25 protein-coding genes are annotated in these 23288 nt (G+C 64.0%); 15 read left to right on the top strand and 10 right to left on the bottom strand.

Annotated elements, in window-relative coordinates; genetic code table 11:
* Positions 1-7: 7 nt before the first annotated feature.
* Genes DDE75_RS02380 through DDE75_RS02370 form a run of 3 tightly spaced genes read left to right on the top strand, consistent with a single transcriptional unit; the run spans position 8 to position 1985 of the window.
* Positions 8-649 carry a c-type cytochrome, methanol metabolism-related gene (locus DDE75_RS02380; protein WP_418304166.1) on the top strand — a complete coding sequence of 214 codons (642 nt, stop codon included), beginning with the start codon at positions 8-10 and terminating at the stop codon, positions 647-649.
* On the top strand, positions 649-1464 hold the full coding sequence (locus tag DDE75_RS02375) for a quinoprotein dehydrogenase-associated putative ABC transporter substrate-binding protein (RefSeq protein WP_108500759.1): 816 nt from the start codon (positions 649-651) through the stop codon (positions 1462-1464). Before DDE75_RS02380 ends, DDE75_RS02375 begins: the two co-directional genes overlap by 1 nt.
* Entirely contained in the window at positions 1461-1985 is a 525-nt protein-coding gene (locus DDE75_RS02370) for a PQQ-dependent catabolism-associated CXXCW motif protein (protein WP_108500758.1), read from the top strand. Before DDE75_RS02375 ends, DDE75_RS02370 begins: the two co-directional genes overlap by 4 nt.
* Here the strand turns inward: DDE75_RS02370 and DDE75_RS02365 are convergent.
* From DDE75_RS02365 to DDE75_RS02355, 3 genes are read right to left on the bottom strand one after another with little or no spacing between them, the layout of a single operon-like run.
* Positions 1969-2889 carry a YncE family protein gene (locus DDE75_RS02365; protein WP_108500757.1) on the bottom strand — a complete coding sequence of 307 codons (921 nt, stop codon included), beginning with the start codon at positions 2887-2889 and terminating at the stop codon, positions 1969-1971. The two genes, DDE75_RS02370 and DDE75_RS02365, sit on opposite strands and share 17 nt — an antisense overlap.
* Positions 2886-3443, bottom strand: coding sequence for an SRPBCC family protein (locus DDE75_RS02360; protein ID WP_108500756.1), 558 nt, complete (start codon positions 3441-3443; stop codon positions 2886-2888). The genes DDE75_RS02365 and DDE75_RS02360 overlap by 4 nt, the downstream gene beginning before the upstream one ends.
* Positions 3440-3964, bottom strand: a complete 525-nt coding sequence (locus tag DDE75_RS02355) for a DUF3280 domain-containing protein (RefSeq protein WP_108500755.1) — start codon at positions 3962-3964, stop codon at positions 3440-3442. The genes DDE75_RS02360 and DDE75_RS02355 overlap by 4 nt, the downstream gene beginning before the upstream one ends.
* A 160-nt stretch (positions 3965-4124) precedes the next feature.
* On the opposite strand from DDE75_RS02355, the gene DDE75_RS02350 reads away from it, so the two are divergent.
* The 6 genes from DDE75_RS02350 to DDE75_RS02325 all read left to right on the top strand — a co-directional run bounded on the left by DDE75_RS02350 (position 4125) and on the right by DDE75_RS02325 (position 9074).
* Positions 4125-5324, top strand: coding sequence for an ABC transporter substrate-binding protein (locus DDE75_RS02350; protein WP_418304165.1), 1200 nt, complete (start codon positions 4125-4127; stop codon positions 5322-5324).
* Complete coding sequence (locus DDE75_RS02345) at positions 5321-6283, top strand: YVTN family beta-propeller repeat protein (protein ID WP_108500754.1); 963 nt, start codon at positions 5321-5323, stop codon at positions 6281-6283. The genes DDE75_RS02350 and DDE75_RS02345 overlap by 4 nt, the downstream gene beginning before the upstream one ends.
* Before the next feature lie 277 nt (positions 6284-6560).
* The gene (locus DDE75_RS17830; protein ID WP_418304168.1) at positions 6561-6935 is read left to right on the top strand and encodes a cupredoxin domain-containing protein; all 375 of its coding nucleotides are present in this window, start codon (positions 6561-6563) and stop codon (positions 6933-6935) included.
* Between the two features lie 2 nt (positions 6936-6937).
* Positions 6938-7663 carry an ABC transporter ATP-binding protein gene (locus tag DDE75_RS02335; RefSeq protein WP_108500753.1) on the top strand — a complete coding sequence of 242 codons (726 nt, stop codon included), beginning with the start codon at positions 6938-6940 and terminating at the stop codon, positions 7661-7663.
* Entirely contained in the window at positions 7660-8463 is an 804-nt protein-coding gene (locus tag DDE75_RS02330) for an ABC transporter permease (RefSeq protein ID WP_162798875.1), read from the top strand. The genes DDE75_RS02335 and DDE75_RS02330 overlap by 4 nt, the downstream gene beginning before the upstream one ends.
* Positions 8460-9074, top strand: coding sequence for a hypothetical protein (locus tag DDE75_RS02325; protein ID WP_108500751.1), 615 nt, complete (start codon positions 8460-8462; stop codon positions 9072-9074). Before DDE75_RS02330 ends, DDE75_RS02325 begins: the two co-directional genes overlap by 4 nt.
* Here the strand turns inward: DDE75_RS02325 and DDE75_RS02320 are convergent.
* Positions 9060-10055 carry a glycosyltransferase gene (locus tag DDE75_RS02320; protein ID WP_245894586.1) on the bottom strand — a complete coding sequence of 332 codons (996 nt, stop codon included), beginning with the start codon at positions 10053-10055 and terminating at the stop codon, positions 9060-9062. The genes DDE75_RS02325 and DDE75_RS02320 overlap by 15 nt on opposite strands.
* Positions 10056-10250: 195 nt before the next feature.
* Between DDE75_RS02320 and DDE75_RS02315 the strand changes: the two genes are divergently transcribed.
* Genes DDE75_RS02315 through DDE75_RS02300 form a run of 4 tightly spaced genes read left to right on the top strand, consistent with a single transcriptional unit; the run spans position 10251 to position 14794 of the window.
* Positions 10251-11855, top strand: a complete 1605-nt coding sequence (locus tag DDE75_RS02315) for a glycosyltransferase (RefSeq protein ID WP_108500750.1) — start codon at positions 10251-10253, stop codon at positions 11853-11855.
* 9 nt (positions 11856-11864) lie between these two features.
* Complete coding sequence (locus tag DDE75_RS02310; RefSeq protein WP_108500749.1) at positions 11865-12764, top strand: glycosyltransferase family 2 protein; 900 nt, start codon at positions 11865-11867, stop codon at positions 12762-12764.
* 40 nt (positions 12765-12804) lie between these two features.
* Positions 12805-13791, top strand: coding sequence for a hypothetical protein (locus DDE75_RS02305; protein ID WP_108500748.1), 987 nt, complete (start codon positions 12805-12807; stop codon positions 13789-13791).
* A 4-nt stretch (positions 13792-13795) separates the two neighbouring features.
* Positions 13796-14794: a hypothetical protein gene (locus DDE75_RS02300; RefSeq protein WP_162798874.1), complete on the top strand. Its 999-nt coding sequence runs from the start codon at positions 13796-13798 to the stop codon at positions 14792-14794.
* A gap of 53 nt (positions 14795-14847) precedes the next feature.
* Here DDE75_RS02300 and glf read toward each other — a convergent pair whose 3' ends face one another.
* The 5 genes from glf to DDE75_RS02275 form a co-directional block, all read right to left on the bottom strand.
* Positions 14848-15993: a UDP-galactopyranose mutase gene (glf, locus tag DDE75_RS02295; RefSeq protein WP_108500746.1), complete on the bottom strand. Its 1146-nt coding sequence runs from the start codon at positions 15991-15993 to the stop codon at positions 14848-14850.
* A 104-nt stretch (positions 15994-16097) separates the two neighbouring features.
* Positions 16098-16778 carry a 5'-nucleotidase, lipoprotein e(P4) family gene (locus DDE75_RS02290; RefSeq protein WP_108500745.1) on the bottom strand — a complete coding sequence of 227 codons (681 nt, stop codon included), beginning with the start codon at positions 16776-16778 and terminating at the stop codon, positions 16098-16100.
* A gap of 1 nt (position 16779) precedes the next feature.
* Positions 16780-17499, bottom strand: a complete 720-nt coding sequence (locus DDE75_RS02285; protein WP_245894585.1) for a 5'-nucleotidase, lipoprotein e(P4) family — start codon at positions 17497-17499, stop codon at positions 16780-16782.
* Positions 17500-17624: 125 nt separating this feature from the next.
* A complete protein-coding gene (locus DDE75_RS02280) occupies positions 17625-18866 on the bottom strand; it encodes an MFS transporter (protein WP_108500744.1) in 1242 nt (413 codons plus the stop codon).
* Between the two features lie 84 nt (positions 18867-18950).
* Positions 18951-19541 (bottom strand): LolA family protein, encoded by a 591-nt coding sequence (locus tag DDE75_RS02275; RefSeq protein ID WP_108500743.1) that lies wholly within the window; start codon positions 19539-19541, stop codon positions 18951-18953.
* A gap of 150 nt (positions 19542-19691) precedes the next feature.
* Here DDE75_RS02275 and DDE75_RS02270 point away from each other — a divergent pair, with 150 nt between their 5' ends.
* Positions 19692-20927 (top strand): putative DNA modification/repair radical SAM protein, encoded by a 1236-nt coding sequence (locus DDE75_RS02270; RefSeq protein ID WP_108500742.1) that lies wholly within the window; start codon positions 19692-19694, stop codon positions 20925-20927.
* Positions 20924-22348 carry a UdgX family uracil-DNA binding protein gene (locus DDE75_RS02265; protein ID WP_108500741.1) on the top strand — a complete coding sequence of 475 codons (1425 nt, stop codon included), beginning with the start codon at positions 20924-20926 and terminating at the stop codon, positions 22346-22348. Before DDE75_RS02270 ends, DDE75_RS02265 begins: the two co-directional genes overlap by 4 nt.
* 3 nt (positions 22349-22351) lie before the next feature.
* On the opposite strand, the gene DDE75_RS02260 is transcribed toward DDE75_RS02265, so the two are convergent.
* Complete coding sequence (locus tag DDE75_RS02260) at positions 22352-23269, bottom strand: glutaminase (protein ID WP_108500740.1); 918 nt, start codon at positions 23267-23269, stop codon at positions 22352-22354.
* Positions 23270-23288: the final 19 nt, after the last annotated feature.

Here is a 23288-nt window from a genome sequence, read left to right as displayed (position 1 = left end):
GAGACCCATGATGAAAGCCACCACCAGCCTGACGGCGCTGGTTCTTGGTGCCTCGCTGGCCACCACGGCCATGGCGCAGACCGATACGACACCACCGGCCGCCGAAGCAGGCGCAGGCGCGGCGGCGGCCGTTTCGGGCAATAGCGAAGCCGCGACCCCTGAAGCCGCCCTGGATACGCAACAGGCGGAAGACGCGGGCGGCGATCAGGTCCTTCCCAATGGTCAGAGCACCCATGCCGTCGAGATGATGGACGGGCGCTGGCGCAACGACGAAGGCATCCCCACCTTCAAGGTCGAGGACGGCGTCGTTGATTTTGCCACCTTCAACGGCTTCCGCCGCTATCACGCCGAATGCCACGTCTGCCACGGTCCTGATGGCGAGGGCTCGACCTATGCCCCGGCGCTGAAGGAATCGGTGCTGCGCATGGATTACTACGACTTCATGGAGGTCGTCGCATCTGGTCGCCAAGGCACCAATTCGGTCATGCCGGCATTCGCCACCAACAGGAACGTCTGGTGCTACATCGACGATATCTACACCTATCTGGTTGCCCATGGCACCGAAACCATCGGTCGCGGTCGCCCTGCCGAACGTGCCGACAAGCCCGAGGAATACAGCGCGCTTGAAGATTCCTGCATGGAGATGTGATGCGCATTCTTCGTCACGGGTTGATGCTGGCGATCGTCGTCATGGCGGGAACGGCCTCGGCGCAGGTTGCCGACATAAGATCGACGACCCAGTTCCGGGTTTGTGCCGATCCGGCGAATGTCCCCGTCACGACGCGTGACGGGACGGGATTCGAAAACAAGCTGGCCAATTACTTCGGGCAGCTGTTGGATATGCCTGTGACCTATGCCTGGTTCCCGTCGGGCATGGGCTTCATCACCAAGACGCTGCGTGCGGGAACCTGCGACGTGGTCATGGGCTATGCCCAAGGTGATGAGATGGTGCAGAACACCAACCATTACTATACCTCGGTCTATGGCCTGGTGACGCGGCGCGACGGCGATCTGGCGCAGGTGGACCGCCTGTCCGATCCGCTGCTGAAGAAGGCCGACATCGGCGTCGTCGCGGGCACGCCGCCCGCAACCCATCTGGCGCGCAACGGTCTGGCGGCGAACATGCGGGGTGCCGATCTCTTCGTCGATCGGCGGGTCAAGGACCCCACGGGCGAGATGCTGGACAGCATCCGTGCAGGCGATCTGGACATCGCCGTCATGTGGGGGCCGTTGGCCGGACCCTTGGTCAAGGATGATCCGGACCTGCAGTTCACCCCTCTGCTGCATGAAGAGGGCAACCCGAAGCTGTTCTATCGCATCACCATTGGCGTCCGCCTTGGCGAACAGGAATGGAAGCGTCAGCTGAACAGCCTGATCCGCCGCAATCAGGACGGCATCAACCAGATACTGCACGATGCCGGCGTGCCGTTGGTCGATGATTACGGCAAGCAGGTGATGCCGTGATCCGGGCGGCGGTGCTGGCGGTGCTGCTGGCCCTGCCAGCTGCGGCCCAAAGCATTCCGGAACCCGACGGCTATCGCGGCGAACCCTATCGCGCGCCGGTTCCGGCGACCCTGCAGGGCGCGCAGGTCATAGGTGGCGCGCAGGCGCTTGATCTGCATGATGCGGGGCAGGCGGTCTTCGTCGACGTCTTCCCCCGCACCCTGCGCCCCGAGGGGCTGCCCGAGGGCACGATCTGGCGCGAACCGTCGCATCAGACCATCCCCGGCGCGATCTGGCTGTGGAACACAGGATATCAGGCACTGTCGCCGGAAGAAGAGGCTCGCCTGCGCGACGGTTTGACCGCCGCCAAGGGTCAGGACGACCGCCCGCTGGTGATCTTCTGCCGCGCCGACTGCTGGATGAGCTGGAATGCCGCCCGTCGCGCCGTCGAATGGGGGTTCTCGGGTATCCACTGGTTCCCCGGCGGCACGGACGATTGGCTGGCCGAGGGTGGTGCCTCGCTGGTCACGGCGGACCCGTGAAGACCCCGAAGGCGCGTGGCCCGGACGGCAGATCGACCGTCATGGTCACGGTCAGATCGGTGGCATCGATGATGCTCAGCGTGTCGCTGTCCCAATTCGCGACGGCGACCCCGCTGCCGTCCGGCAGGGTGGATATGCCCTCGGGGTAATCGCCAACGGTGATGGTGCCTTGGACGGCATGGCTGGCGGCATCGAAGACGGTGACGGTGCCGTCATACTGGTTGGTCACGAAGCCGCGCCCCTTGGCGAAGGCCAGGGCATAGGGATGGCTGCCGGTCGGGATCTGCCCCACCAGTCGCCCTGCCGCAGGATCGATCACCGAGACGCTGTCCCCCATCACATCCGCCGTCCAGAAAAGGCCGTCGTGGAAAGTTATGCCAAAGGAATGCGCACCAGCCGTCTTGACCTGATGCAGCAGGCTGCCGTCACCCGCGGCAAAGATGCTGACCGCATCGGCATCGCGATCGGCGGTGGCGACCAGCTTGCCGTCGGCACTGACCGAGACACCGGCAGGGGCCGCGCCGGTCGCCGATTGCCAGACGGGCACCAGATCGCGGTCCAGCCGCGTCAATCGGGCGCCGAACCAATCGGTCACGAACAGGGCGCCATCGGGGCCCGTGGCGATGCCGAAGGCACCCTCGCCCAGATCGAGCTGCCGAAGCGGGGCCAGGGTCTTGTCCAGAACATGCAGGCGCCCGGTATTGGCAGCGATGACATGGACCCGACCGCGTTCGGCATCATAGGCGACGGGGGCAGGGGCACCGGGAATCTCGACCTGCGCCGTGACCTGCCCGTCACCCAGATCCACCACCGACAGCGCATTGCCGTTCTGCGAGGTCACGAACGCAAGGTCCCCGGCCATGACCGGGGATGCAAGCAGCGCCAGCAGCAGCGCGGGCTTCACTCGACCATGCCGAACCGTTCGGCCAGCGCGTCCAACCCGGCCTTGTAGACCCCGTCGACCCCGGCAATGGCGGCATCGTCGTTCAGCTCGGCCGGGGGATCGTTGTTCGGAAAGCCGCGATAGAAGCCACCCTTCCAGGTCACCTCGGCATGGCCGTCCTTGTCCTTGACCATCAGGGTCGAGGAATAATTGGTGACCGGCAGGACAGCGGTATCGACCTCGGTGATCATGTACTTGTAGCTCATCTTGGCATCGTCGATAGCCATCAGCTGTTCGGTGATGGTGGGATCGCCATCGGCGGCCAGGGTCAGCACGCGGGTCGATTCGTCGGGCACATCGGCGGGTGCGCCTTCGGGCGTCATCGCGGTCGAGGCCACCACCGGATGCCAGCTCATGTCGTCGAAATGCCCGATGACCTCCCAGACCTCGGCGGGGGTGGCGTCCAGAACCACGCTCTGTTCGGTCTTCAGCCGGGACGGGCCATGCGCGGATGCCACCCCTGTCACGGCCATCACCGCGCCAAGCGTCGCTGCAACAAGCTGGGTCTTCCTCATTCCTTCTTATCCTCCCGGAAAATGACGTTCTTCAAAAGGTAGCGATAGCCGCGACGAAAGGCGTCGTCGGTGTTGCCGCGGATATCGACCGCCCCCGCCCGCAGGGTTTCGCCCGTGTCGGCATCGCGGATGCGCAGGTTCACCGATTGGATCAGGTTCGAGGTCTTCTGCACCTCGCCCATGATGGCATAGCGCAACCCCATTTCCGCGGCGATCCGCGTGTCCGCGCCGTTGGAATGGGCGGGGTTCAGGATGCGGGCCGTTGCTTCGGGGTCGGGTTCGGTCAGGGTGAAGCCGCGTTCGGTCAGCAGGTCTGCGACGTAATCCTCGGTCATGGCGATGCGGTCGGTTTCATCCTGACGCACGCCGTTGATGTCGCCCTCGGTCGAGCTGTCGATGTAATGGATGCCGAACCAGGTGGCCGTCCCCGGCGTCAGATCCTGCGCCGCCACGGCGCCGACCGACATCAGCAGCGATGCCGCAGCAAGGGCCAATGCCCGGATATGAAGCGCTATGGTCATGGCCAGAGCTTGAACCCGGCCGGGGCGGGCCGTCCATAAGACAAAAGCCTGAGGTCCTCAGACCAAGGGTGCAGGGAAAACTTCCCGATACGGGCGGGAACAATAACCGGCTTGCCGCAGACCCCCCAGACCCGCACCATGACCGACAGGGAGACGAGGAATGTTCAAGGGAATCATGGGGCTTTTGGCTGGTGCCATGGCACTGGCCCAGCCCGTTCACGGCCAGTCACCGGAACCAGTGGTCATCCGCGCCGCGGTTCTGCGCGTCGACGACCCCGGCCTGCCGCCGATATCGCGGTTGGAGCTGCCGCCCGATGATCTGGGCTTTGCAGGCGCGCAATTGGCCACCGACGACAATGACACGACCGGCCGTTTCATGGGGCAGGACTTCCAGACCGTGACGGTGGCCGCCACGCCCGACACGGCGGCCGACAGCATGCGCGACCTGCTGGATCAGGACATCCGCTTCATCGTGGTCATGGCTGACGACGACGTCACGCTGGCACTGGCCGATCAGGTGGGCGACCGCGCCATGGTGATCAACGCGATGGCGCGAGGCGACAACCTGCGCGGGGCCGATTGCCGGATGAACACCATCCATGTCGCGCCAAGCCGCGCCATGCTGGCCGATGCCTTGACGCAATTCCTGATGTGGAAGAACTGGCCGCGATGGATGCTGATCCACGGCAGCCATCCGCAGGATCAAGCCATGGCCGAGGCCTATCGCCGCTCTGCCGCCAAGTTCGGCGCCGATATCGTCGAGGAGCGCGAGTTCGAGGATACCGGCGGCGCACGGCGCACCGACAGTGGCCACGTGCAGGTCCAGGCGCAGATGCCGGTCTTCACCCAACGCGCCGAGGACCACGATATCGTCATCACCGCCGATGAGGCCGATGTCTTTGCCGTCTATCTGCCCTATCTGACCTGGGATCCACGCCCGGTGGCGGGCTCGGCGGGGCTGGTCTCCCGCAGCTGGCATCCCGCGATGGAGGCTTGGGGCGCGACCCAGTTCCAGAACCGCTTCGAGGCCCTGGCCAACCGCCGCATGCGCGAGGCCGACTACCAGGCCTGGCTGTCCCTGCGCATCATCGGCGAGGCCGCGACCCGCACCAATTCCGGCGATCCCGACACCCTGCGCGATTTCATCCTGTCGCCCGAATTCGACGTGGCGGGCTTCAAGGGTCAGGCGCTGACGGTGCGCGACTGGGACCACCAGGTGCGCCAGCCGATCCTGCTGACGACGGGCGATTTGACCACCTCGGTCAGCCCGCAGGAACAATATCTGCATCAGACCAGCCAGCTGGACACGCTGGGCGTGGACCGTGCCGAAACCGAATGTCGCCTTGGGGACCCGTCATGAAACATCTGCTTGCCACCGCGGCGCTGATCTGCGCGGCCCAGCCCGCGCTTGCCAACCGCGTCTTCGTCACCAATGAACGCAGCAACGACATCACCGTGCTGGATGGCGAAAGCTTCGAGGTGATCGGCACCTATCCTGCCGGAAACCGCCCGCGCGGCATCACCATCAGCCCGGACGGGACCGAGCTTTACGTCTGCGCATCCGACGACGACCTGGTCCGCGTCTTCGACCCGCAGACGATGGAGGAATTGCACACCCTGCCGTCCGGCCCGGACCCCGAACTCTTCGTGCTGCACCCGTCGGGAAATCCGCTGTTCATCGCCAACGAGGACGACAACATCGTCACCGTGGTCGATACCAAGACCCACCAGATGCTGGCCGAGATTCCCGTGGGCGTCGAACCCGAAGGCATGGGCGTCAGCCCCGACGGCAGCGTCGTGATCAACACCTCCGAAACCACCAACATGGCGCATTTCATCGACACCGAAACCTATAAGATCACCGCCAACGTGCTGGTCGACAGCCGTCCGCGCTTTGCCCAATACACCGCCGATGGCAGCAAGCTTTACGTGACCTCGGAAATCGGCGGCACGGTCAGTGTCATCGACCCCTCCACGCAGCAGATCACCAAGAAGATCACCTTTGACATCAACGGCGTCCTGCCCGAGGCGATCCAGCCGGTCGGCGCGCGTGTGACATCCGATGGTTCCAAGCTGTTCGTGGCCTTGGGGCCGGCCAATCGGGTCGCGGTGATCGACGCGGCCACCGACGAAGTGACCGATTACCTGCTGGTCGGACAGCGCGTCTGGCAGCTGGCTTTCAGCCCGGACGAGAAATACCTCTATACCACCAACGGCAATTCCAACGACGTGTCGATCATCGACGTGGCCGCCAACGAGGTCGTCCGCTCGGTTCCCGTGGGGCAGCAGCCCTGGGGTGTCGTCGTCGCCCCGGACTGATCCGGCATCCCTGCATATCCTGAGGAGGAGATATTCCATGACCACGCTGACGAAGCTGATGTCCGGCGCCGCCCTGGCACTGATCCTGGCGGTGCCCGCCACCGCCCAGGATGCCGCGACCCCCGACGCCTCTGCCGAGCAGGTTCCCGGCGGCGATGCCGTAGTGGGCGAACCCGCCGAGGCAGGCACCCAATCGGGCGAGGCCGTCGAAGCGGATGATGATGACGACGACGACGAGGAAGAGGCGCCGTCCGAGGGGACCTATGACGCGACCGGCATGTTTGATTACGGCTTCTCGGGTCTGCTGGCGCGGGAAAACCGCACCGATCTGGCGCCCCTGACACTGGCATCCGGCCAGCCCGTCGCGGGCGGCGAATACACCATCAAGTCGGGCGGCTACTATCGCATCAGGATCGTGGCCGACGGCAGCCAGGAACTGGCCCTGTCGGGCGGCGACTTCTTCCGCGCGATCTGGATCAATGAGATCGTCATCGGCGACACCGAGATCCGGCCGATGGGCGTGCATAGCATCGAATTCGACAGCGACGGAACGGCGGTCCTCAGCTTCGTGGCGGTGCTGCCGGGACGCTATACACTGTCGGTTCCGGGATCGTCGGGTGACAGCCTGCAAGCCGTCTTCAACATCCAGTAAGCATGACCGCAGCCGCGCTGGAAATCGACCATGTCAGCCATAATTTCGGGGCCGTTCAGGCCTTGCAGGATGTGTCGCTGACCGTCCCGCGCGGCGGCTTCACGGCGCTGCTGGGCGTGAACGGGGCAGGCAAGACGACGCTGTTTTCGCTGATCACGCGGCTTTACGACAACCGGTCCGGCGTGATCCGCGTCGGCGGGCATGACCTGCGACGCAACCCGTCGCAGGCGCTGGCGCGTCTTGGCGTGGTCTTTCAAAGCCGCGCCATGGACGCGGACCTGACCATCCTCCAGAACCTGATCTATCACGCCAGCCTACACGGCATTCCGGGCCGCATCGCCCGCCCCCGCATCATGCAGGTGCTGGAACAGGTCGATCTGGCCGACAAGGCCGATGCTCGCGTCACGGCCCTGTCCGGTGGCCAGTCCCGCCGGGCCGAGATCGCCCGCGCCCTGATCCATCGCCCCGACCTGCTGCTGCTGGATGAGGCGACCGTGGGGCTGGACGTGAAATCCCGGGCCGAGGTTCTGGCCCTGACCCGCCGCCTGATCGCCCGTGACGGGGTCTCGGCGCTCTGGGCCACGCATATCATGGATGAGATCGCCCCCGACGACGATCTGGTCGTCCTGCACCGCGGTCAGGTGCTGCGGCAGGGCAGGGCCGATGCCATCGCAGGATCGCAGGGGCTGACACAGGCCTTTCTGCACATGACGGGGGTGGCGCCGTGACCGGCTGGCTGACCGCATTCCTTGGCATCAGCCGCCGCGAAACCCTGCGCTTCGTCAACCAGCGCGGACGGTTTCTGGCGGCATTGGTGCGACCCCTGGTCTGGCTGTTCATCTTCGCCGCAGGCTTCCGCGCCGTGCTGGGCCTGTCGATCACGCCGCCATACCAGACCTATGTCCTCTACGAGGTTTATGTGACCCCTGGCCTTGTCGCGATGATCCAGCTGTTCAACGGCATGCAGTCGTCGCTGTCGATGGTCTATGACCGTGAAACTGGGGCCATGCGCACACTGCTGGTCAGCCCTTTCCCGCGCTGGTTCCTGCTGGGATCCAAGCTGGTGGCGGGGGTGATCGTCTCGATCATCCAGGTCTTCACCTTCCTGGCCATCGCATGGTTCTGGGGTATTACCCCGCCCGCATGGGGCTATGTCGCGGTGATCCCGGCGCTGATCCTGTCGGGGCTGATGCTGGGGGCGATGGGGCTGTTCCTGTCGTCGGCCATCCGCCAGCTGGAGAATTTCGCGGGCGTCATGAACTTCGTGATCTTCCCGATGTTCTTCGCCTCATCCGCGCTCTATCCGCTGTGGCGGATGCGCGAAAGCTCGCCGCTGTTGCATGACATCTGCGCCTTCAACCCCTTCACCCACGCGGTCGAGCTGATCCGTTTCGCGCTCTATCTGCAGATCAACTGGACCTCGCTTGCGGTGGTTCTAGGATGTTTGGCGGGGTTCTTCGGCGCGGCGGTCTTCATGTATGATCCGCAAAAGGGTCTCTGGGCCCGCCGGAAAGGAGGGCACTCATGATCCGCATTCCCCTGCTGCTGGCGCTGCTGGCGACCACGCCTGCGCTTGCCGCGACCGGCAACGACCCCGATTGGCCCTGCATCCAGCGCAAGCAGCCGCATCTGTCATTGGGGCAGCTGTGGACAGGCCCCGTGCCGGACGACCCGGTGATCGAACTGGCAAAGACGCCCGAGATCGCCAAGCTGGCGGCACGTCTTGAACAGCGCCGCCTGCCGCTGGAGAAGGCGACCGCCCTGATCGATGATTTCGCGGCAGAGGCCGATGATGCCCGCCTGACGGCCTTGATGCAGGCGATCTTCACGCGCATCGACCGTGATCGCAGTGCGCTGATCGCGGGCATTTCACGCTATGGCCGCGCGCAGGTTGCCTTGGCCGATCGGATCAAGTCGCGCCGCAGCCGGTTCGACGAACTGCAGACCGCCCAGCCCCCCGATTTCGACGCCATCGACGCCGAGGAAGAGGCCTTGGACTGGGACATGCGCATCTTCGACGACCGGCAGAAATCGCTGACCTATGTCTGCGAAACGCCCGTCATCCTTGAACAGCGCGCCTTCGCCCTTGGCCGCGCCATCGGTGCGCATCTGGAACAGGACGGATCAGTCGGACCCTGACCTGCGCAGGATCTCGGCGTGCGGACGGTCCAGCCTGCGGGCCAGGCCGTCGCGCACCGCCAGATCCAGCATCGCCCGGAAGGTCGCGGCATCATCGCCGTAATCGGCCGCCTTGCGGCGCCATTTGCGCAGCAGCACGGGCACCAGCGGCCAGAACCACGGCCCCGCCGCCACGCGATAGGCGATCAGCGCATTGCGATACATGTAGAAGACCTTCCACAAGGGCCGCAGCACAACCCCCGTCTTGCCCTGCAGGGCCATGGTGTCATGTTCGAAACGGACTTCAGGGGCAAAGCCGATCCGCAGCCCCTTGCGCCGCATCTGGAGCGTATAAAGCTGGTCGTCGCCATAAATGAACAACCGCGGGTCGGGCAGACCGGCCCGCATCAGGGCATCGCGCGACAGAAACAGTCCGACAAAGCTGGTCATGTCCACCGCCAGAACCGGACCGCCGTCGCGATAGTCGGCATCGCCCAGGTGGAACCCCTCGCGGCCCTTGCCAAGCGGCATCCGCGCCAGCGTGCGCAAAAAGCGTCCAAGGTGCCAGAACGGGTTGCGATATGGGCGGTTCATCTCGCAGATGGTGCCGTCGGGGTGGAAGACGGCCGCGCCGATGGCATCCCATGCCGACAGGTCCATGCGGGAGAATGCCTGCATGGCGCCCGGCCGGGGGCGGCCGTCGTCGTCCATCACCGCAATCCAATCGGCATCGGTCCGATCGCGCGCGATCTGCATGGCGATGGAGAAGCCGCCCGCCCCGCCAAGGTTGCTGTCGCTGCGATGCACCAGCAGGCGCGGGTCATCAAGCGACGCCAGCCATTCCGCCGTCCCGTCGCTTGACGCGTTGTCCACCACCACGACATGGCTGACGGGTTCGGCCAAAAGCCGTTCAATGGTCGTCCTCAGCTTGTCCAGCCTGTCATGGGTCACGACGGCGGCGGCGATGGTGGGCGGGGTCTGCGGCATGGGATGTTCGATCACGGCTGGGGATGCCAGAAACCTGCTTTAAGCCCGGCCAATTGCCAAAGGCGTTAGCATGATCACGCCCGTCCGGGCAAGCTTGCGGCATGGAGGCGGCATGGGGGCCTAGACAGTTTCATCGCCCGCAGCGACCTGCTATCTGTCGCACGTTGCACAGATGTGGCATTCGAAAGCCGAAGTGAGATCCGAGACAGCATGACCAGCCTGACACCTTCCGCTTTCGGCACGGAAAGCGCGTATATTGACCACGAGATCTCCGAAGCCATGGCGATCTATGCGCGGCTTTATCCCACGCAGTCGCTGCGGTTCCTGTTCTATCAAGGCAAGGATCCCATCCACGGAAAACCCGAGATCACCGAAGGGGCCTTCACCTTCCGCGCCCAGCACCTCAGCCCGGAATACCTGGGCCAGGTGATGCGCCCCGGGACGCATCCCGATGCCCCCCAGATCACCATATCCCTGGCCATTCCGCGCCGCCCGAACCCGGCCGAGGCGCAGCAGACCGACGCACCCTGGGTCCCCATGCGACCCTTGCGGCGCCTGTTCAGCGTCTGGCCGTTGGGATACGAAAAGATCCGCTACCAGGCCGAGATGCTGCGCAAGAAACGGCGCAAGCCGGGTCGCCTGAACCTTCGCGGCCAGGGCTGGGACCATCTGCCCGTGCCCTCGCGCCCCGCCAGCGACAAGAAGCCCGCCATCCTGATCGGCATGCATTGGCTTGAGGTGGGCGGCGCGGAAAAGCTGGGCTTCGACACCATTCGTTGGGCGATTGAGGCGGGGCTGCGCGTCTTCGTCGCGGCCAGCGTTCCGGCGCTTCAGCGCCTGCAGGACAAGCTGCCCGACAGCCCCGACGTGACCTTCCTGAGGCTGGACCGCTATCTGCCGCATGACAAATGGCCCCGTTTCGTCGCCCGGCTGATCGAGGATGAGAACATCGGCCTTGTCCACATTCACCATTGCATCCCGCTTTACGAATCCCTGCCGCAGATCCGCGCGACCATGCCTTGGATCAAGGTGATCGACAGCACGCATATCGTGGAATATGCCGATGGCGGCTATCCGCGGACCTCGGGCGTGTGGTCGGAATTCATCGACATGCACCACGTCATCAGCCGCGAGCTGGTCGATTATTATCGCGACAACTTCCAGGTCATCGGCAAGCTGCGGCTTGGCCGCATGCTGGACCGCGCCGAGCCTGCCCGCGAACTGCTCGCGATGAACATGATGCCGGGGCAGGACCACCTGCGCGTGACCTTCGTGGGCCGGCTCTATTACCAGAAGCGCCCCGTCGTCGTGGTCGAGGCGCTGCGGGCGCTGGACAAATGGGCGATGGCGAACGGCGTGACGCTGCGCGGTCGCATCATCGGCGAAGGCCCCTTCCTGAACACGGTGCGGACCCTGCTGAAACGCCATGGCCTGACCTCGAAGGTCGAACTGCTGCCCGCGGGATCGACAGTGCCGCAGATCATGGCCGACAGCGACATCCTGCTGCTGCCCTCGAACAACGAGGGCCTGGCGCTGGTCTGCTACGAGGCGATCGAGCAGGGCTGCATCCCCATCTCGACCGACGTCGGCTCGCAATCCGAGATCGTGCCCGCCGATCTGCTGGTCCCGCTGGAGCCTGCGGCCTGCGTCAAGGGCATCGTCACCGCCGTGGACCGCCTGTGGAAGGATCGCGACTTCTGCGACCGTCAGAAGGCCGAACTGCAGGCCGCCTGGACGCGCATCGCCGCCGATCCCACCGCGCAAGAAATCCTGATGCCGATCTATCGCGATGCGGCCGATACGACCCAAGAATAGGTGCCCGCCATGCCTGCCCTGAACAAGACCGCGGCGATCATCGTCACCTTCAACCGGTCGCCCAAGCTGCTGAAGGTGCTGGACGCGCTGAACGCCCAGACCCGCCGCCCCGACATCGTGCTGGTCGTGGACAACGCCTCGACCGACGACACGCAGACCCTGATGGAGGCGCGTGCGCGCGAGGATGAAAGCCTGCGCTATCTGCGCCTGCCCAAGAACGTGGGCGGTGCGGGTGGTTTCCACGCGGGCCTCAAGGCGGCTTATGGCATGGGTGCGCATTACTTCTGGATCTCGGACGACGATGCCTATCCCGAACCCGCCGCCATCGAGAAGCTGCTGCACGCCATCATCACCTTCGAGGAAGACCACGCCTGGCGCCCCAGCTTCGCCTGTTCGCGGGTCGAATGGATCGACGGTTCCCTGTGCGAGATGAACACCCCGCGCCCGGTCTGGGACTGGCCGCGCTTCGTCACGGCGGCGCAGAACTGGCCGCTGGTCGACAGCGCCTCCTTCGTGTCGGTGCTGATCCCGCGTTGGGCGGTCAGCGAACACGGGCTGCCGATCCCGGATTACTTCATCTGGTTCGATGACGCCGAATACACCCGCCGCATCGCGCGCAGCTATCCGGGCATCTTCGTTCCCGAAAGCGTCGTCATGCATGACACCCCCGACAACCGGGGCGTCAACTTCGGGATGATCGACGACAAGAGCCTGTGGAAATTCAAATACGGCGCCCGCAACGAAACCTCTTTCCGCCGCCGCGAGGGCGGTCTGGTCAACGTCCTGGCCTATGCCTATGGCGTGCGCCGCCAGATGAAGGGCGCCAACATCCCCAAGGCGCACCGCCGCCAGATCTATGGCGCGATCCTGAAGGGCCTCAGCTTCCGACCCCGCATCGAGCGGGTATAAGTTGCACAATCATCCGAATGGAATTTGGACAAGAAAGTAAATGACGATGCAGAACCTTTATATTCATGTGGGCACTCACAAGACGGCAACCACATGGCTGCAGCATTATCTTGCCAAGAACAGCGACCATCTGAATGACCTTGGGTTCTACTATCCGAATTCGGGACGTGTGACGCAGGCGCAGCATCGCTTGGGGCAGGCGATCTTCAACCGCAAATCACCCAACGACAAGCTGGATGGCATCCCTGTATGGGAGCGGTTCAAACGAGAGATCGAGCAGGTCCGATATGAAAATATCGTCATCAGTTCGGAAGAGTTCGAGTGGGTGCAGGACCCCTCGTTGATCAAGCAGTTCCTGCCGAATGTTACCATCCGCCCCATCATCTATCTGCGTCGGCAGGACGATTATATAGAATCGCTCTATGGTCAGCAGATCCGTGATTATCATCCGCGGTTGAAGCAGACGATTGCGGAATACCTCGAAACCAGCAAACTGGCGTTTCTCGACTATCAGCGCCTGCTGAAGCAATGGCAGGCCGCGGGCGAACAGATGCATGTCCGGGTCTTCGACAAAAAGTTCATGAAGGACGGTGATATCGGTGCCGATTTCCTGAACGTGCTTGGGATCGGGTCGGCAGAAGGCTTCGAAGCTCCCTCGGGACCGGTGATAGACCAGAAGACCAACCTCCATATGGAAGCCCTGGAATTCATGCGTCAGTGCAATACCCTGCCGATGACGGCAGCACAGCATATGCAGTTGACCAATCATGTGATCCGCCTGGACAAGGCTGCGGCAAAGGCTCGAGGGAAAACGCGCATGCGTCTGCTGGATTTTCAGACACGTCTGCAGATCATGGAGCGTTACCGTGCGATGAACAGCGCGATATCAGCCGCGCATCCCAGTGCGACAGGGCTTAAAAACCTGTTCGAAGATATTGCTGATGATGCGAAGGTGTTCGAGCAGGCAAAAACCATCAACACGTTCGAAGTATTGTTGAAGGCGAACAGCCTCGTAAAGTTGGGTTGAACGAATGCCCGGGAAAACCAGATCGCGCAGGACTTTATATCTGCACTTCGGCGTTCACCGGACTGCGACAACGGCGATCCAGGCGACTCTCTTTGCCAACCGCGACAAGATGCGGTCCGGCGGATTTCTTTATCCTCTGGGCGTGCAACGCCACATAGGGTTGTTCAACGAAATATTTGCCGGCCGGAAGAATGTCGATCGCGTGGGGCGGATGTTGCAGGCGCGGGCCGACGCCCAGAAGCATGATATCCACAGCCTGATACTCAGTGATGAAGCAGTCAGCAAGCGTCCGGACCTTGGTGTTCTTGCCGGTTTCTGCGACCATTTCGACGTCAAGGTCGTCATCGGCTTGCGCCGACAGGATCTGTGGCTGGAAAGCTGGTGGGCGCAGAACGTAAAGGGCCAGTGGGACCGTGAGCTGTGCCACCGGTCCTGGCCGGAATTTATGGCCAATAGGGACATCTTCCACTGGATAGACTATGATCGCTACATTGGGCATCTTGAAGAGGTCTTCGGAGAAGGCAGCGTCATTCCTTATGTTTTCGAACGGGGACAGATGCCGGATGGACCCATTGCCGCCTTCTGCAAGGCCGTGGGATATTCGAGGTTCAAGGGATTGAAGAAGGCAGGCGGCGAAAACATCAGCCTGACGCCGGAAACATCGGAGTTCGTCCGGCATCTGCCGTTCATCGATGCGCCCATGAAGGTTCGCCTGAAGCTTATCGAGATGGCCGAGGGGGTGGACCGCCGGATCAGGCAGCAGGACGCCACCACGCTGATGATTCCATGGCAGGAGAGAAACCGAATCATGGATCAATACGCCGAGGGCAATCGCAAGGTCGCCAGAAAATTCTTCGGGCGTGACCAGCTGTTCTTCGATCCTCTGCCCGATCCCTCGCTGGCGGTAAAAACGCCTGCCCTACCGGAGGATCCGGAACTGGTGATGCAGCGTCTTGTGGCGCCCTTCATGCAGGAATTGATCACCTATCTTAGCGATAGGTAGGTCCACAGAGAGCACGGGCTACCGCGCCTTTACGACGCGGTAACCCACCTGTTTCAGCTGGGATCGGCGACGAAGGCGGGCATCGGTTGTCCCTCGGCCGTTCGCGTCAGGAAACTGCGGGCGGTGTCCAGCGCTTCGCGGATGGTGACGTCCATGTCCAGATAGCGATAGGTGCCAAGCCGTCCGACGAAGGTGACGCCGGCCGTGTTGCGGGCCATCTGCACGTAATCGGCCAGCAGCGCCTTTTCCTGCACGAGCCGGATCGGATAATAGGGCGTGTCGCCCGGCTCTGCCAGGCGCGAGAATTCGCGATAGCAGACGCTGCCTTCGTGGGCTTCCCAGGGGCTGAAGTGCTTGTGTTCGGTGATGCGGGTATAGGGGACCTCGGGGTCGCCATAGTTCATCACCGCGCAGCCCTGATAGTCGCCCTGGTAATCGAAGCGTTCGAAGTCCAGCGTGCGATAGCCCAAGCGACCCAAGCAATAGTCGAAATACCCGTCCAGCGAGCCTGACCAGAAGACGTGATCGGCGTCCTCGGCCATCTCGGGTGTATAGGGGGTGTTCAGTTCGACCGAAATGCGCGGGTGATCCAGGATCGCCTGAACCATGGCGGTATAGCCGTCCTTCGGCATGCCTTGGAAACGGTGGAAGAAATAGTTGTCGTCATAGTTGAAGCGCACCGGCAGGCGCTTGAGGATCGAGGCGGGCAGTTCGGTCGGCGAACAGCCCCACTGCTTCTCGGTATAGCCCTTGAAGAAAGCGCGATACATCTCGGGGCCGACGAAGCGCAGGGCCTGTTCCTCGAAGGTCTGTGGGTCGGTGATCGATGTGTCGGCCTTGGCCTCGACGAAGGCGCGGGCCTCGTCGGGGCGCAGGGTCTGGCCGAAGAACTGGTTGATCGTCAACAGGTTGATCGGCAGCGAATAGACCGCGCCCTGCGTCGTCGTCTTGACGCGGTTCTGGAAGGGCATGAAGGTCGCGAAGCCGTTGACGTAATCCCAGACCTGCTGATCATCGGTGTGGAAGATATGCGGGCCATAGACATGCATCATGACGCCGCTGTCGGCATCACGCTCGGTGTGGCAGTTTCCGGCGATATGGGGACGCGCATCGATGATGCGGCAGTCATGCCCGGCCTCGGCCAGCTGGCGGCCGATCACTGCACCCGACAATCCGGCGCCGACAAGAAGTATCATCATTCAGTCCCCAATATTGCGCATCACGGGGGTGCCATGCGCAAGCGCCGCACCCGCCGCCTGCGTTAGCATGAAAGACCCGCGCGATACCATATCGGGGGTGCGGTTCAGCCGGGCATGTGGGGGGTCTGCCACGGGCGCAGGTCGGCCTTCATCCAGGTGCCATGCGCGGCATTGGGAAAGACGATCCAATCCTGCCCGAAGCGGTCGGCATGATCCTCGGTCAGCCGGTGCTGATCGTCCAGCGCCGCCCCCGCGAAGGCGCCGTGAAAGTCGTGCAGCGTGTCGCCCAGTTGCAGAATGATCCGGTGGTCGCGTTCGACCGCGGCCCGGCGTTCGGCCTTGGGCGGGCCGAACAGCAGCACCTGATCGGCATGGACCTGCGGCAGGCCCAGATGGGACAGCGTGGCGATGGTGGCCAGCTTGTTCTCGTCGAAGCGGTCCGAGACGTAGAAGATCGTGACGCCCAACCGATCGGCCAGATCGAAGAAGGCTGCCGCGCCGGGGATCAGATGCGGGTCGCCTTCGCGTTCCCACAGCTTCCATGTGTCCAGGCTTTCGAACATGCCGTCGTGATGCATGGCCAGCGCCATGACGGCGCTGTTGTCCAGGATCGTCTCGTCGATGTCGCTGAGGATCGCCAGCCCCTTGCCGCCGCCCGCCGCATCGACCGCATCGCGCAGCCGCAGCGTGGCCAGCGCATAGCACTGGCGTTGCAGGGCGCGGATCTCGGCCGAGGCCTGTTGATAGCGGACGGCGATGGCGTGGTCGTGGGGCTGGCGGGTCATGTCATTCCCAAGGCTCGATGACGGGGTCGGCGGTCCATTCGGTCAAGGGTGCCTCGGACCAGGTGCCATAGCCGGCGTTGGGGAAGACGATCCATTCGGCGCCCCATTTGTCGCCCTGTTCGGTGACCAGATTGCGCTGATCCTCCAGCGGGGTCTTGCGGAAGCCGCCGTCGAAATCATGCAGCGTGTCGCCCAGCAGCAGGACGATCTGGTGATCCTTGCTGACGATCTGGCGGCGTTCGACCTTGGGCGGGCCCAGCAGCAGGACCGATGCCTCGCTGACCTGCGGCAGGCCAAGGGCGGTGAGGGTGGCCATCGTGTCGACCTTCTGCGCGTCCGAACGGTCCGAGACATAGCGGATGGACACGCCCAGATCGTCGGCATGGGTCAGGAACTCCATCGCGCCGGGGATCAGCGTGGGCATGCCGTCGCGTTCCCAAGGCAGCCAGGTGTCCCATGCGTCATACATGTGGCAATCGGCCAGATCGCGCGCCAGCAGGGCCGAATTGTCGATGACGGTTTCGTCCAGATCGGTGACGACGGCCAGCTTGGACGGGTCCTCGGCGCCCTCGACGGCGGCATCCAGGCGCATCGTGGCGATGTTGTAGGCCTGCATCTGCAGGGCGCGCACCTCGGCCGATTGCTGTTGATAGCGAAGGCCCATGGTGAACTCCGAGACCTTGCAGTCGTCCTGCCCCTGCGCGGCGGCTGCGGTCGTCATTGCAAGCAAGGCAGCAAGGGCCAGTGTCGGTCGTGCAATCATGGTCAAGGGTCCCATCCGGTCCTAGCGTGAATGTCGGCGCCATGACCCTATGCAAGGCTTGACGCAGGGTCAAACAGGTGGCGTCAGGCAGCGAGCGGCACGCGGGCAGGCGCCTCGCGCACGGGCAGGTGGATCAGGGCGCTGAAGGCCCCGACGCCCACGCCGATCCACCAGACCATCAGGTAGTCGCCGGATACGTCATACAGCCAGCCGCCCAGCCAGACGCCCATGAATGACCCGACCTGATGCGACAGGAAGACGAAGCCGTATAGCGTCGCCATGTAGCGCAGCCCATAGATATAGGCGACCAGCCCCGAGGTCAGCGGTACCGTTGCCAGCCACAATCCCCCCATTACCAGCGAAAACAGGATCACCGACCCCGGCGTGATGGGCGCCAGGATGAAGGCGGCGGCGGCGATGGTGCGAAGGGTATAGATGCCCGCCAGCAGGTATTTCTTGCTGTAGCGCTTGCCCAACCACCCCGCCAGGATCGCCCCCGCGATATTGGCCAGCCCGATCATCGAAATGGCAACCGCTCCCAGGGCCGAGGTCGTGGTGATGCCCAGCCCCGCAAGGATGCCTGCGGGGTTTATGGGGCCGCACATCTCGGTGATCATGGCGGGGAAATGGGCGGTGATGAAGCCCAGCTGATAGCCGCAGGAAAAGAAGCCCGCGAAGATCATCAGGTATGACGGGTCGCGGAAGGCGCGCTTCAGCACGGTGCCGAGGCTGTCCTCCAGCTGGTTGCGGGTTGCGGGTTTGCCGTCGCCCAGCATCGGCAGGAACAGCAGCGTGGTCAGGACGATGACGCCGAAGATGATGAAGACCGCCTGCCAGCTGTAGAAGCCCAGCAGGATCTCGGCCAGGGGCGCGCCGAAGACCTGACCGGCGGACCCTGCCGCTGTGGCGATGCCCAGGGCAAGACTGCGGTTTTCATCGCTGGCTGCGCGTCCGACGATGGCCAGGATGACGCCGAAGCCGGTGCCCGCGATGCCGAAACCCACCATGACTTCCAGCAGCTGGATGCCGGCGGCGGTCGTGGCAAAGGCGGTCAGGATCAGGCCAAGGCTGTAGAGCGCGGCCCCCAGGATGATCGCCCATCGGTCGCCCCACCGTTCCGCCAACGCCCCGAAGATCGGCTGGCCGATCCCCCAGGCCAGGTTCTGGATGGCGATGGCCAGCGAAAACTCGGCCCGGGGCCAGCCGAAATCGGTGGCGATGGGGATCTGAAAGACGCCGAAGCTGGCGCGCAGCGCAAAATTGATCAGCAGGATCAGCGATCCGCCGATCAGGATGGGGGTGAAGATGCGCGTGCTCTGGGACATGGCTGCGGCCTTGAAAGGATCAGGGCCGCAGGTTTGCGCGAAGGTCCCATCCGGTCAATCACGCAATTGTATGGTCGCAATCGCTCAGCGGCGGTTGATCTCGGACTGGATCGAGAAGCGCGACGAGGGGATCGATCCGCCCTTGGTCATCTCGCCCAGGATCACGGTTGTCTTCTGGCCGCTGTCGTCGGTGACGATCCATTGGCGCAGCTCGGTCGGGTTGGAAAAGACCATCTGGATGTTGCCGTTCTGCGGACGCTGCGGGTCCTGCGCGGTCACGATGGTGGCGTTGTTCTTTTCGCTGTGTCCGGTGACCATATTGGCGCGTCCCAGGTCGACATTGGCATCCAGGATGATCGACAGCGGCGTCTGCGACAGCGGGTATTGCTGGGGGCCGCCGTTCGACTTGCTGTCGAAGACCGCGACATTGCCGCCCGATGCCAGGACCAGCGTATTGTCGTTGTCGTATTCGAAGCGCACGCGTCCGGGGCGCTGGATATAGACGGTGCCGGTCGACACGGTGCCATCCGGATTGATCTGGGTGAATTCGGACGTCAGCGTCGTCAACTTGTTCAGATAGCTGGATATCTGGGACAGCGGAATACGTTCGGCCAGCGCCGGGAAGGCAAGGCCGATGATGAGGGCGGGCGCAAGTGCGAGGGTGCGAATGTTCATGACCCCGATCTTATCCTTTCGCGAAAGCGTTGCACATCACGTCTCAAGGATGGCTGCGCGGCCAACGATCGCGCGGGCGTGACAGTTCCGCGCAGTTTGTTTCAGCCCATGATGCTTGCCGGGAACATTAACGGAACATATATTCCGGACATGGCACAGAGAACCCTTGATCAGAAACTGGCGATCCTCTCGGACGCGGCGAAATACGATGCATCCTGCGCCTCCAGTGGGACGACGCGGCGCGATTCGCGGTCGGGGGGCATCGGCTCGGCGGGGGGGACGGGGATCTGTCACGCCTATACGCCGGACGGGCGCTGCATCAGCCTGCTGAAGATCCTGATGACGAACTTCTGCATCTATGACTGCGCCTATTGCATCAACCGGGTGAGCAGCAATGTCGAACGCGCGCGGTTTTCCCCCGAAGAGGTGGTGAACCTGACCTTGGAATTCTATCGCCGCAACATGATCGAGGGGTTGTTCCTGTCGTCGGGCATCATCCGCAGTCCCGATCAGACCATGGGCGACATGGTCCGCATCGCGAAGATGCTGCGGGTCGATCACGGCTTCAAAGGTTACATCCACCTGAAGACCATCCCCGATGCCGGGCCCGAACTGGTGGCCGAGGCCGGGCTTTATGCCGATCGCCTGTCGGTGAATGTCGAACTGCCGCAGGATGCCAGCCTGCGCCAGCTGGCCCCCGAAAAGCGCCCCGAGACGATCCGCGCCGCCATGGCCGATGTCCGCCTGGGCCGAGAGGCTGCCAAGGAAAAGACCTTCACCGGCAAGCGGCCACCGCGCTTTGCCCCTGCCGGTCAATCGACGCAGATGATCGTGGGCGCGGATGGGGCGACGGATCGGGACATTCTGAAGACATCCTCGAACCTCTATTCGGGCTATCATCTGAAGCGCGTCTATTATTCGGCCTTCAGCCCCATTCCCGACGCATCCGCCGCGCTGCCGTTGATCAAGCCGCCACTGATGCGTGAACACCGCCTGTATCAGGCCGACTGGCTGATGCGCTTCTATGGCTTCGACGCCGAGGAGATCGGTGCCGCCCACCCGTCGGGCAATCTGGACTTGGCGGTGGACCCGAAGCTGGCTTGGGCTTTGGCGAACCGAGGGCAGTTTCCGGTCGATGTGCGCAATGCCTCGCGCGACATGCTGCTGCGGGTGCCGGGTTTCGGCACCAAGACCGTGGGCCGCATTCTGGCTGCACGGCGCAGCGGGGCGGTGCGCTATGCCGATCTGCTGCGCATGGGGGCGATCATGTCCAAGGCGCAGCCCTTCGTGACGCTGCCCGACTGGCACCCCGGCGCGCTGACCGACAGCGACAGCCTACGCGCCCGCTTCGCCCCCGCCCTCGAACAGCTGTCGCTGTTTGGATGATCCGCGTCGATCTGCCCCGTTTCGATCGGTTCGAGGCATGGCGCGATGCCGCCCGCCATCTGGTCGGCGCGGGCATTGCCCCCGAGCGCATCACATGGGCTGATCCCGATGCACCCGCGGATCTGTTCGGCAGCGATCCGATGCCGCCTGCGGGCGATGCCAAGGTCACCGCGACCAAGGACTTCCTGACGCTGGCCCGCACAGTCGCCAGCCATTCCGATCCTGAACGCTGGTCGCTGATCTATACGGCGCTGTGGCGGGCGCAGACCGACCGCGCTTTCCTTGGCAACCCCGCCGACCCGCTGATCGACCGCTTGAACCGGCTGGCGAAATCGGTGCGCCGCGACATCCACAAGATGCATGCCTTCGTGCGGTTCCACGAGCTGCCCTCGGACGGCCCGCGCCGCAGCTTCGGCGCCTGGTTCGAGCCCGAGCATCTGATCCTGCAGGCCGCCACGCCTTTCTTCGCCAAGCGTTTCGCCGACATGGACTGGTTGATCGCCACGCCGAAAGGCATCGCGCGCTTCACCGGCGACACCATCGCCTATGATCCGCCCGCAACTCGTCCCGACCTGCCCGAGGACGCCAATCACGGGCTGTGGCAGACCTATTTCGCCAACATCTTCAATCCGGCCCGCATCAAGACCAATGCCATGCGGTCCGAGATGCCGGTCAAATACTGGAAGAACCTGCCCGAGACGCATCTGATCCCGCAGATGCTGGCCGATGCGCCGCGACGCGTGCAGGCCATGCGCGAGGCGGGCGCCAGCGACGCCCCCGCCTTTGCCAGCAAGGTCACGGCCCGCATTCGCCAGCCCTTGGAAGACACGCCGCCCGAAACCTTGGCGCAGGCGCAGGAACAGGCGGCCCGCTGCACCCGTTGCGAATTGTGCCATGCCGCCACGCAAACCGTCTGGGGGCTGGGCGATCCCGATGCACGCCTGATGCTGGTGGGCGAGGCTCCGGGCGACCACGAGGATCTTTCGGGTCGCCCCTTCGTCGGTCCCGCAGGTCAGCTGTTGCGCCAGACCATGGCCCAGGCCGATATCGACCCCGACAGGGCTTGGCTGACCAATGCGGTCAAGCATTTCCGCTTCACCCCGCGCGGCAAGCGCCGCATGCACCAGACCCCGGACCGCCCCCATATCGAACAATGCCGCTGGTGGCTGGGGATCGAGCGCGGCTTCGTGGCCCCCGACCTGACGGTCGCCTTGGGCGCGACGGCGGCCTTTGCGCTGACGGGCGACAGGACGCCCCTGACGCTACGGCGGGGCAAGGTGCAGGCGGGGCTGGATGGCGGGCCGGTGCTGATCACATGGCACCCCAGCCTTATCCTGCGCCTACCCGATGATCGCGCCGCCGCCGCGCGGGCCGAATTGCTGGCCGACCTGCGGCAGGCGGGGCGGATGCTGGCGGCGTGAGGCCTAGCCGAAGACCGACCAGCCGGTGAACTCGGCCAGCTTCTCGGCGGCCAGGGTGCCGGCGCGGGAATTGCCCCAACCATCCAGCCCCGGCGACCAGATGGCGATGGACGCGCGCCCTGGCGCAATTACCAGCAGCCCGCCGCCCACGCCCGACTTGGCTGGCAGACCGACGCGGAAGGCGAAGTTCCCCGAGCCGTCATACTGCCCGCAGGTCATCATCAGCGCGTTGATACGCCGCTGCTTGACGCGCGACAGCAGGCCCGGCGCGCAATCCAAGCCCGCGATGACGCGGCCTGCGCGGGCCAGCTGGATGCAGGACATCTCGACCGCGCATTGGTGGTAATAGGTGCCGGTGACATGGGTCGGAGGGTTCTTCAGATTGCCGAAGCTGCGCAGGTAGTGGGCAAGGGCTGCGTTCCTGTGACCCGTGGCGGCCTCGGATTTGGCGACGGCCTTGTCGATGTGGATGTCGTTATCCTCGGCGGCGGTGCGCAGGAAGCCGATCACCTCGGAAAGGGCCTGCTTGGGGCTGCGACCGGTCAGCAGCTCGTCGGTCACCACCAGCGCGCCGGCGTTGATGAAGGGGTTCCGGGGGCGGCCCTTTTCCTGTTCCAGCAGCAGGATCGAATCGAAGCGGTCGCCCGAAGGCTCGCGCCCGACGCGCAGCCACAGTTGCTCCCCGATGCGCCCCAGCACGCAGGCCAGTGCAAAGACCTTGCTGACGGATTGGATCGAGAACGGCTGATCCGCCTGTCCGGCCGTCAGCACCTGCCCGTCGGCGGTGGCGACGGCAATGCCGAATTGCGCGGAGTCGATGCGGCCAAGCTCGGGGATGTAATCGGCGACCTTGCCCCAATCGCCGCCCTTGCGGATATCGCGGTCCAAGCCCGCCAGGAATTCCCCCAGATCGCCGGTCATGCTGCCCCCTTTTGCCTTG

It is taken from the genome of Paracoccus indicus, assembly GCF_003056335.1.
GTDB classification, from domain to species: Bacteria; Pseudomonadota; Alphaproteobacteria; order Rhodobacterales; family Rhodobacteraceae; genus Paracoccus; species Paracoccus indicus.
The sequence above is the reverse complement of the archived record's forward strand: the minus strand, read 5'-3'. Positions and strand labels throughout refer to the sequence as shown.

Coding starts and splice junctions, on each gene's coding strand:
- DDE75_RS02380 (WP_418304166.1), top strand. CDS start 8: ATGATGAAAGCCACCACCAGCCTGACGGCGCTGGTTCTTGGTGCCTCG.
- DDE75_RS02375 (WP_108500759.1), top strand. CDS start 649: ATGCGCATTCTTCGTCACGGGTTGATGCTGGCGATCGTCGTCATGGCG.
- DDE75_RS02360 (WP_108500756.1), bottom strand. CDS start 3,443: ATGAGGAAGACCCAGCTTGTTGCAGCGACGCTTGGCGCGGTGATGGCC.
- DDE75_RS02355 (WP_108500755.1), bottom strand. CDS start 3,964: ATGACCATAGCGCTTCATATCCGGGCATTGGCCCTTGCTGCGGCATCG.
- DDE75_RS02350 (WP_418304165.1), top strand. CDS start 4,125: ATGTTCAAGGGAATCATGGGGCTTTTGGCTGGTGCCATGGCACTGGCC.
- DDE75_RS02345 (WP_108500754.1), top strand. CDS start 5,321: ATGAAACATCTGCTTGCCACCGCGGCGCTGATCTGCGCGGCCCAGCCC.
- DDE75_RS17830 (WP_418304168.1), top strand. CDS start 6,561: ATGTTTGATTACGGCTTCTCGGGTCTGCTGGCGCGGGAAAACCGCACC.
- DDE75_RS02335 (WP_108500753.1), top strand. CDS start 6,938: ATGACCGCAGCCGCGCTGGAAATCGACCATGTCAGCCATAATTTCGGG.
- DDE75_RS02325 (WP_108500751.1), top strand. CDS start 8,460: ATGATCCGCATTCCCCTGCTGCTGGCGCTGCTGGCGACCACGCCTGCG.
- DDE75_RS02315 (WP_108500750.1), top strand. CDS start 10,251: ATGACCAGCCTGACACCTTCCGCTTTCGGCACGGAAAGCGCGTATATT.
- DDE75_RS02310 (WP_108500749.1), top strand. CDS start 11,865: ATGCCTGCCCTGAACAAGACCGCGGCGATCATCGTCACCTTCAACCGG.
- DDE75_RS02305 (WP_108500748.1), top strand. CDS start 12,805: ATGACGATGCAGAACCTTTATATTCATGTGGGCACTCACAAGACGGCA.
- DDE75_RS02300 (WP_162798874.1), top strand. CDS start 13,796: ATGCCCGGGAAAACCAGATCGCGCAGGACTTTATATCTGCACTTCGGC.
- glf (WP_108500746.1), bottom strand. CDS start 15,993: ATGATGATACTTCTTGTCGGCGCCGGATTGTCGGGTGCAGTGATCGGC.
- DDE75_RS02290 (WP_108500745.1), bottom strand. CDS start 16,778: ATGACCCGCCAGCCCCACGACCACGCCATCGCCGTCCGCTATCAACAG.
- DDE75_RS02285 (WP_245894585.1), bottom strand. CDS start 17,499: ATGACGACCGCAGCCGCCGCGCAGGGGCAGGACGACTGCAAGGTCTCG.
- DDE75_RS02280 (WP_108500744.1), bottom strand. CDS start 18,866: ATGTCCCAGAGCACGCGCATCTTCACCCCCATCCTGATCGGCGGATCG.
- DDE75_RS02275 (WP_108500743.1), bottom strand. CDS start 19,541: ATGAACATTCGCACCCTCGCACTTGCGCCCGCCCTCATCATCGGCCTT.
- DDE75_RS02270 (WP_108500742.1), top strand. CDS start 19,692: ATGGCACAGAGAACCCTTGATCAGAAACTGGCGATCCTCTCGGACGCG.
- DDE75_RS02265 (WP_108500741.1), top strand. CDS start 20,924: ATGATCCGCGTCGATCTGCCCCGTTTCGATCGGTTCGAGGCATGGCGC.
- DDE75_RS02260 (WP_108500740.1), bottom strand. CDS start 23,269: ATGACCGGCGATCTGGGGGAATTCCTGGCGGGCTTGGACCGCGATATC.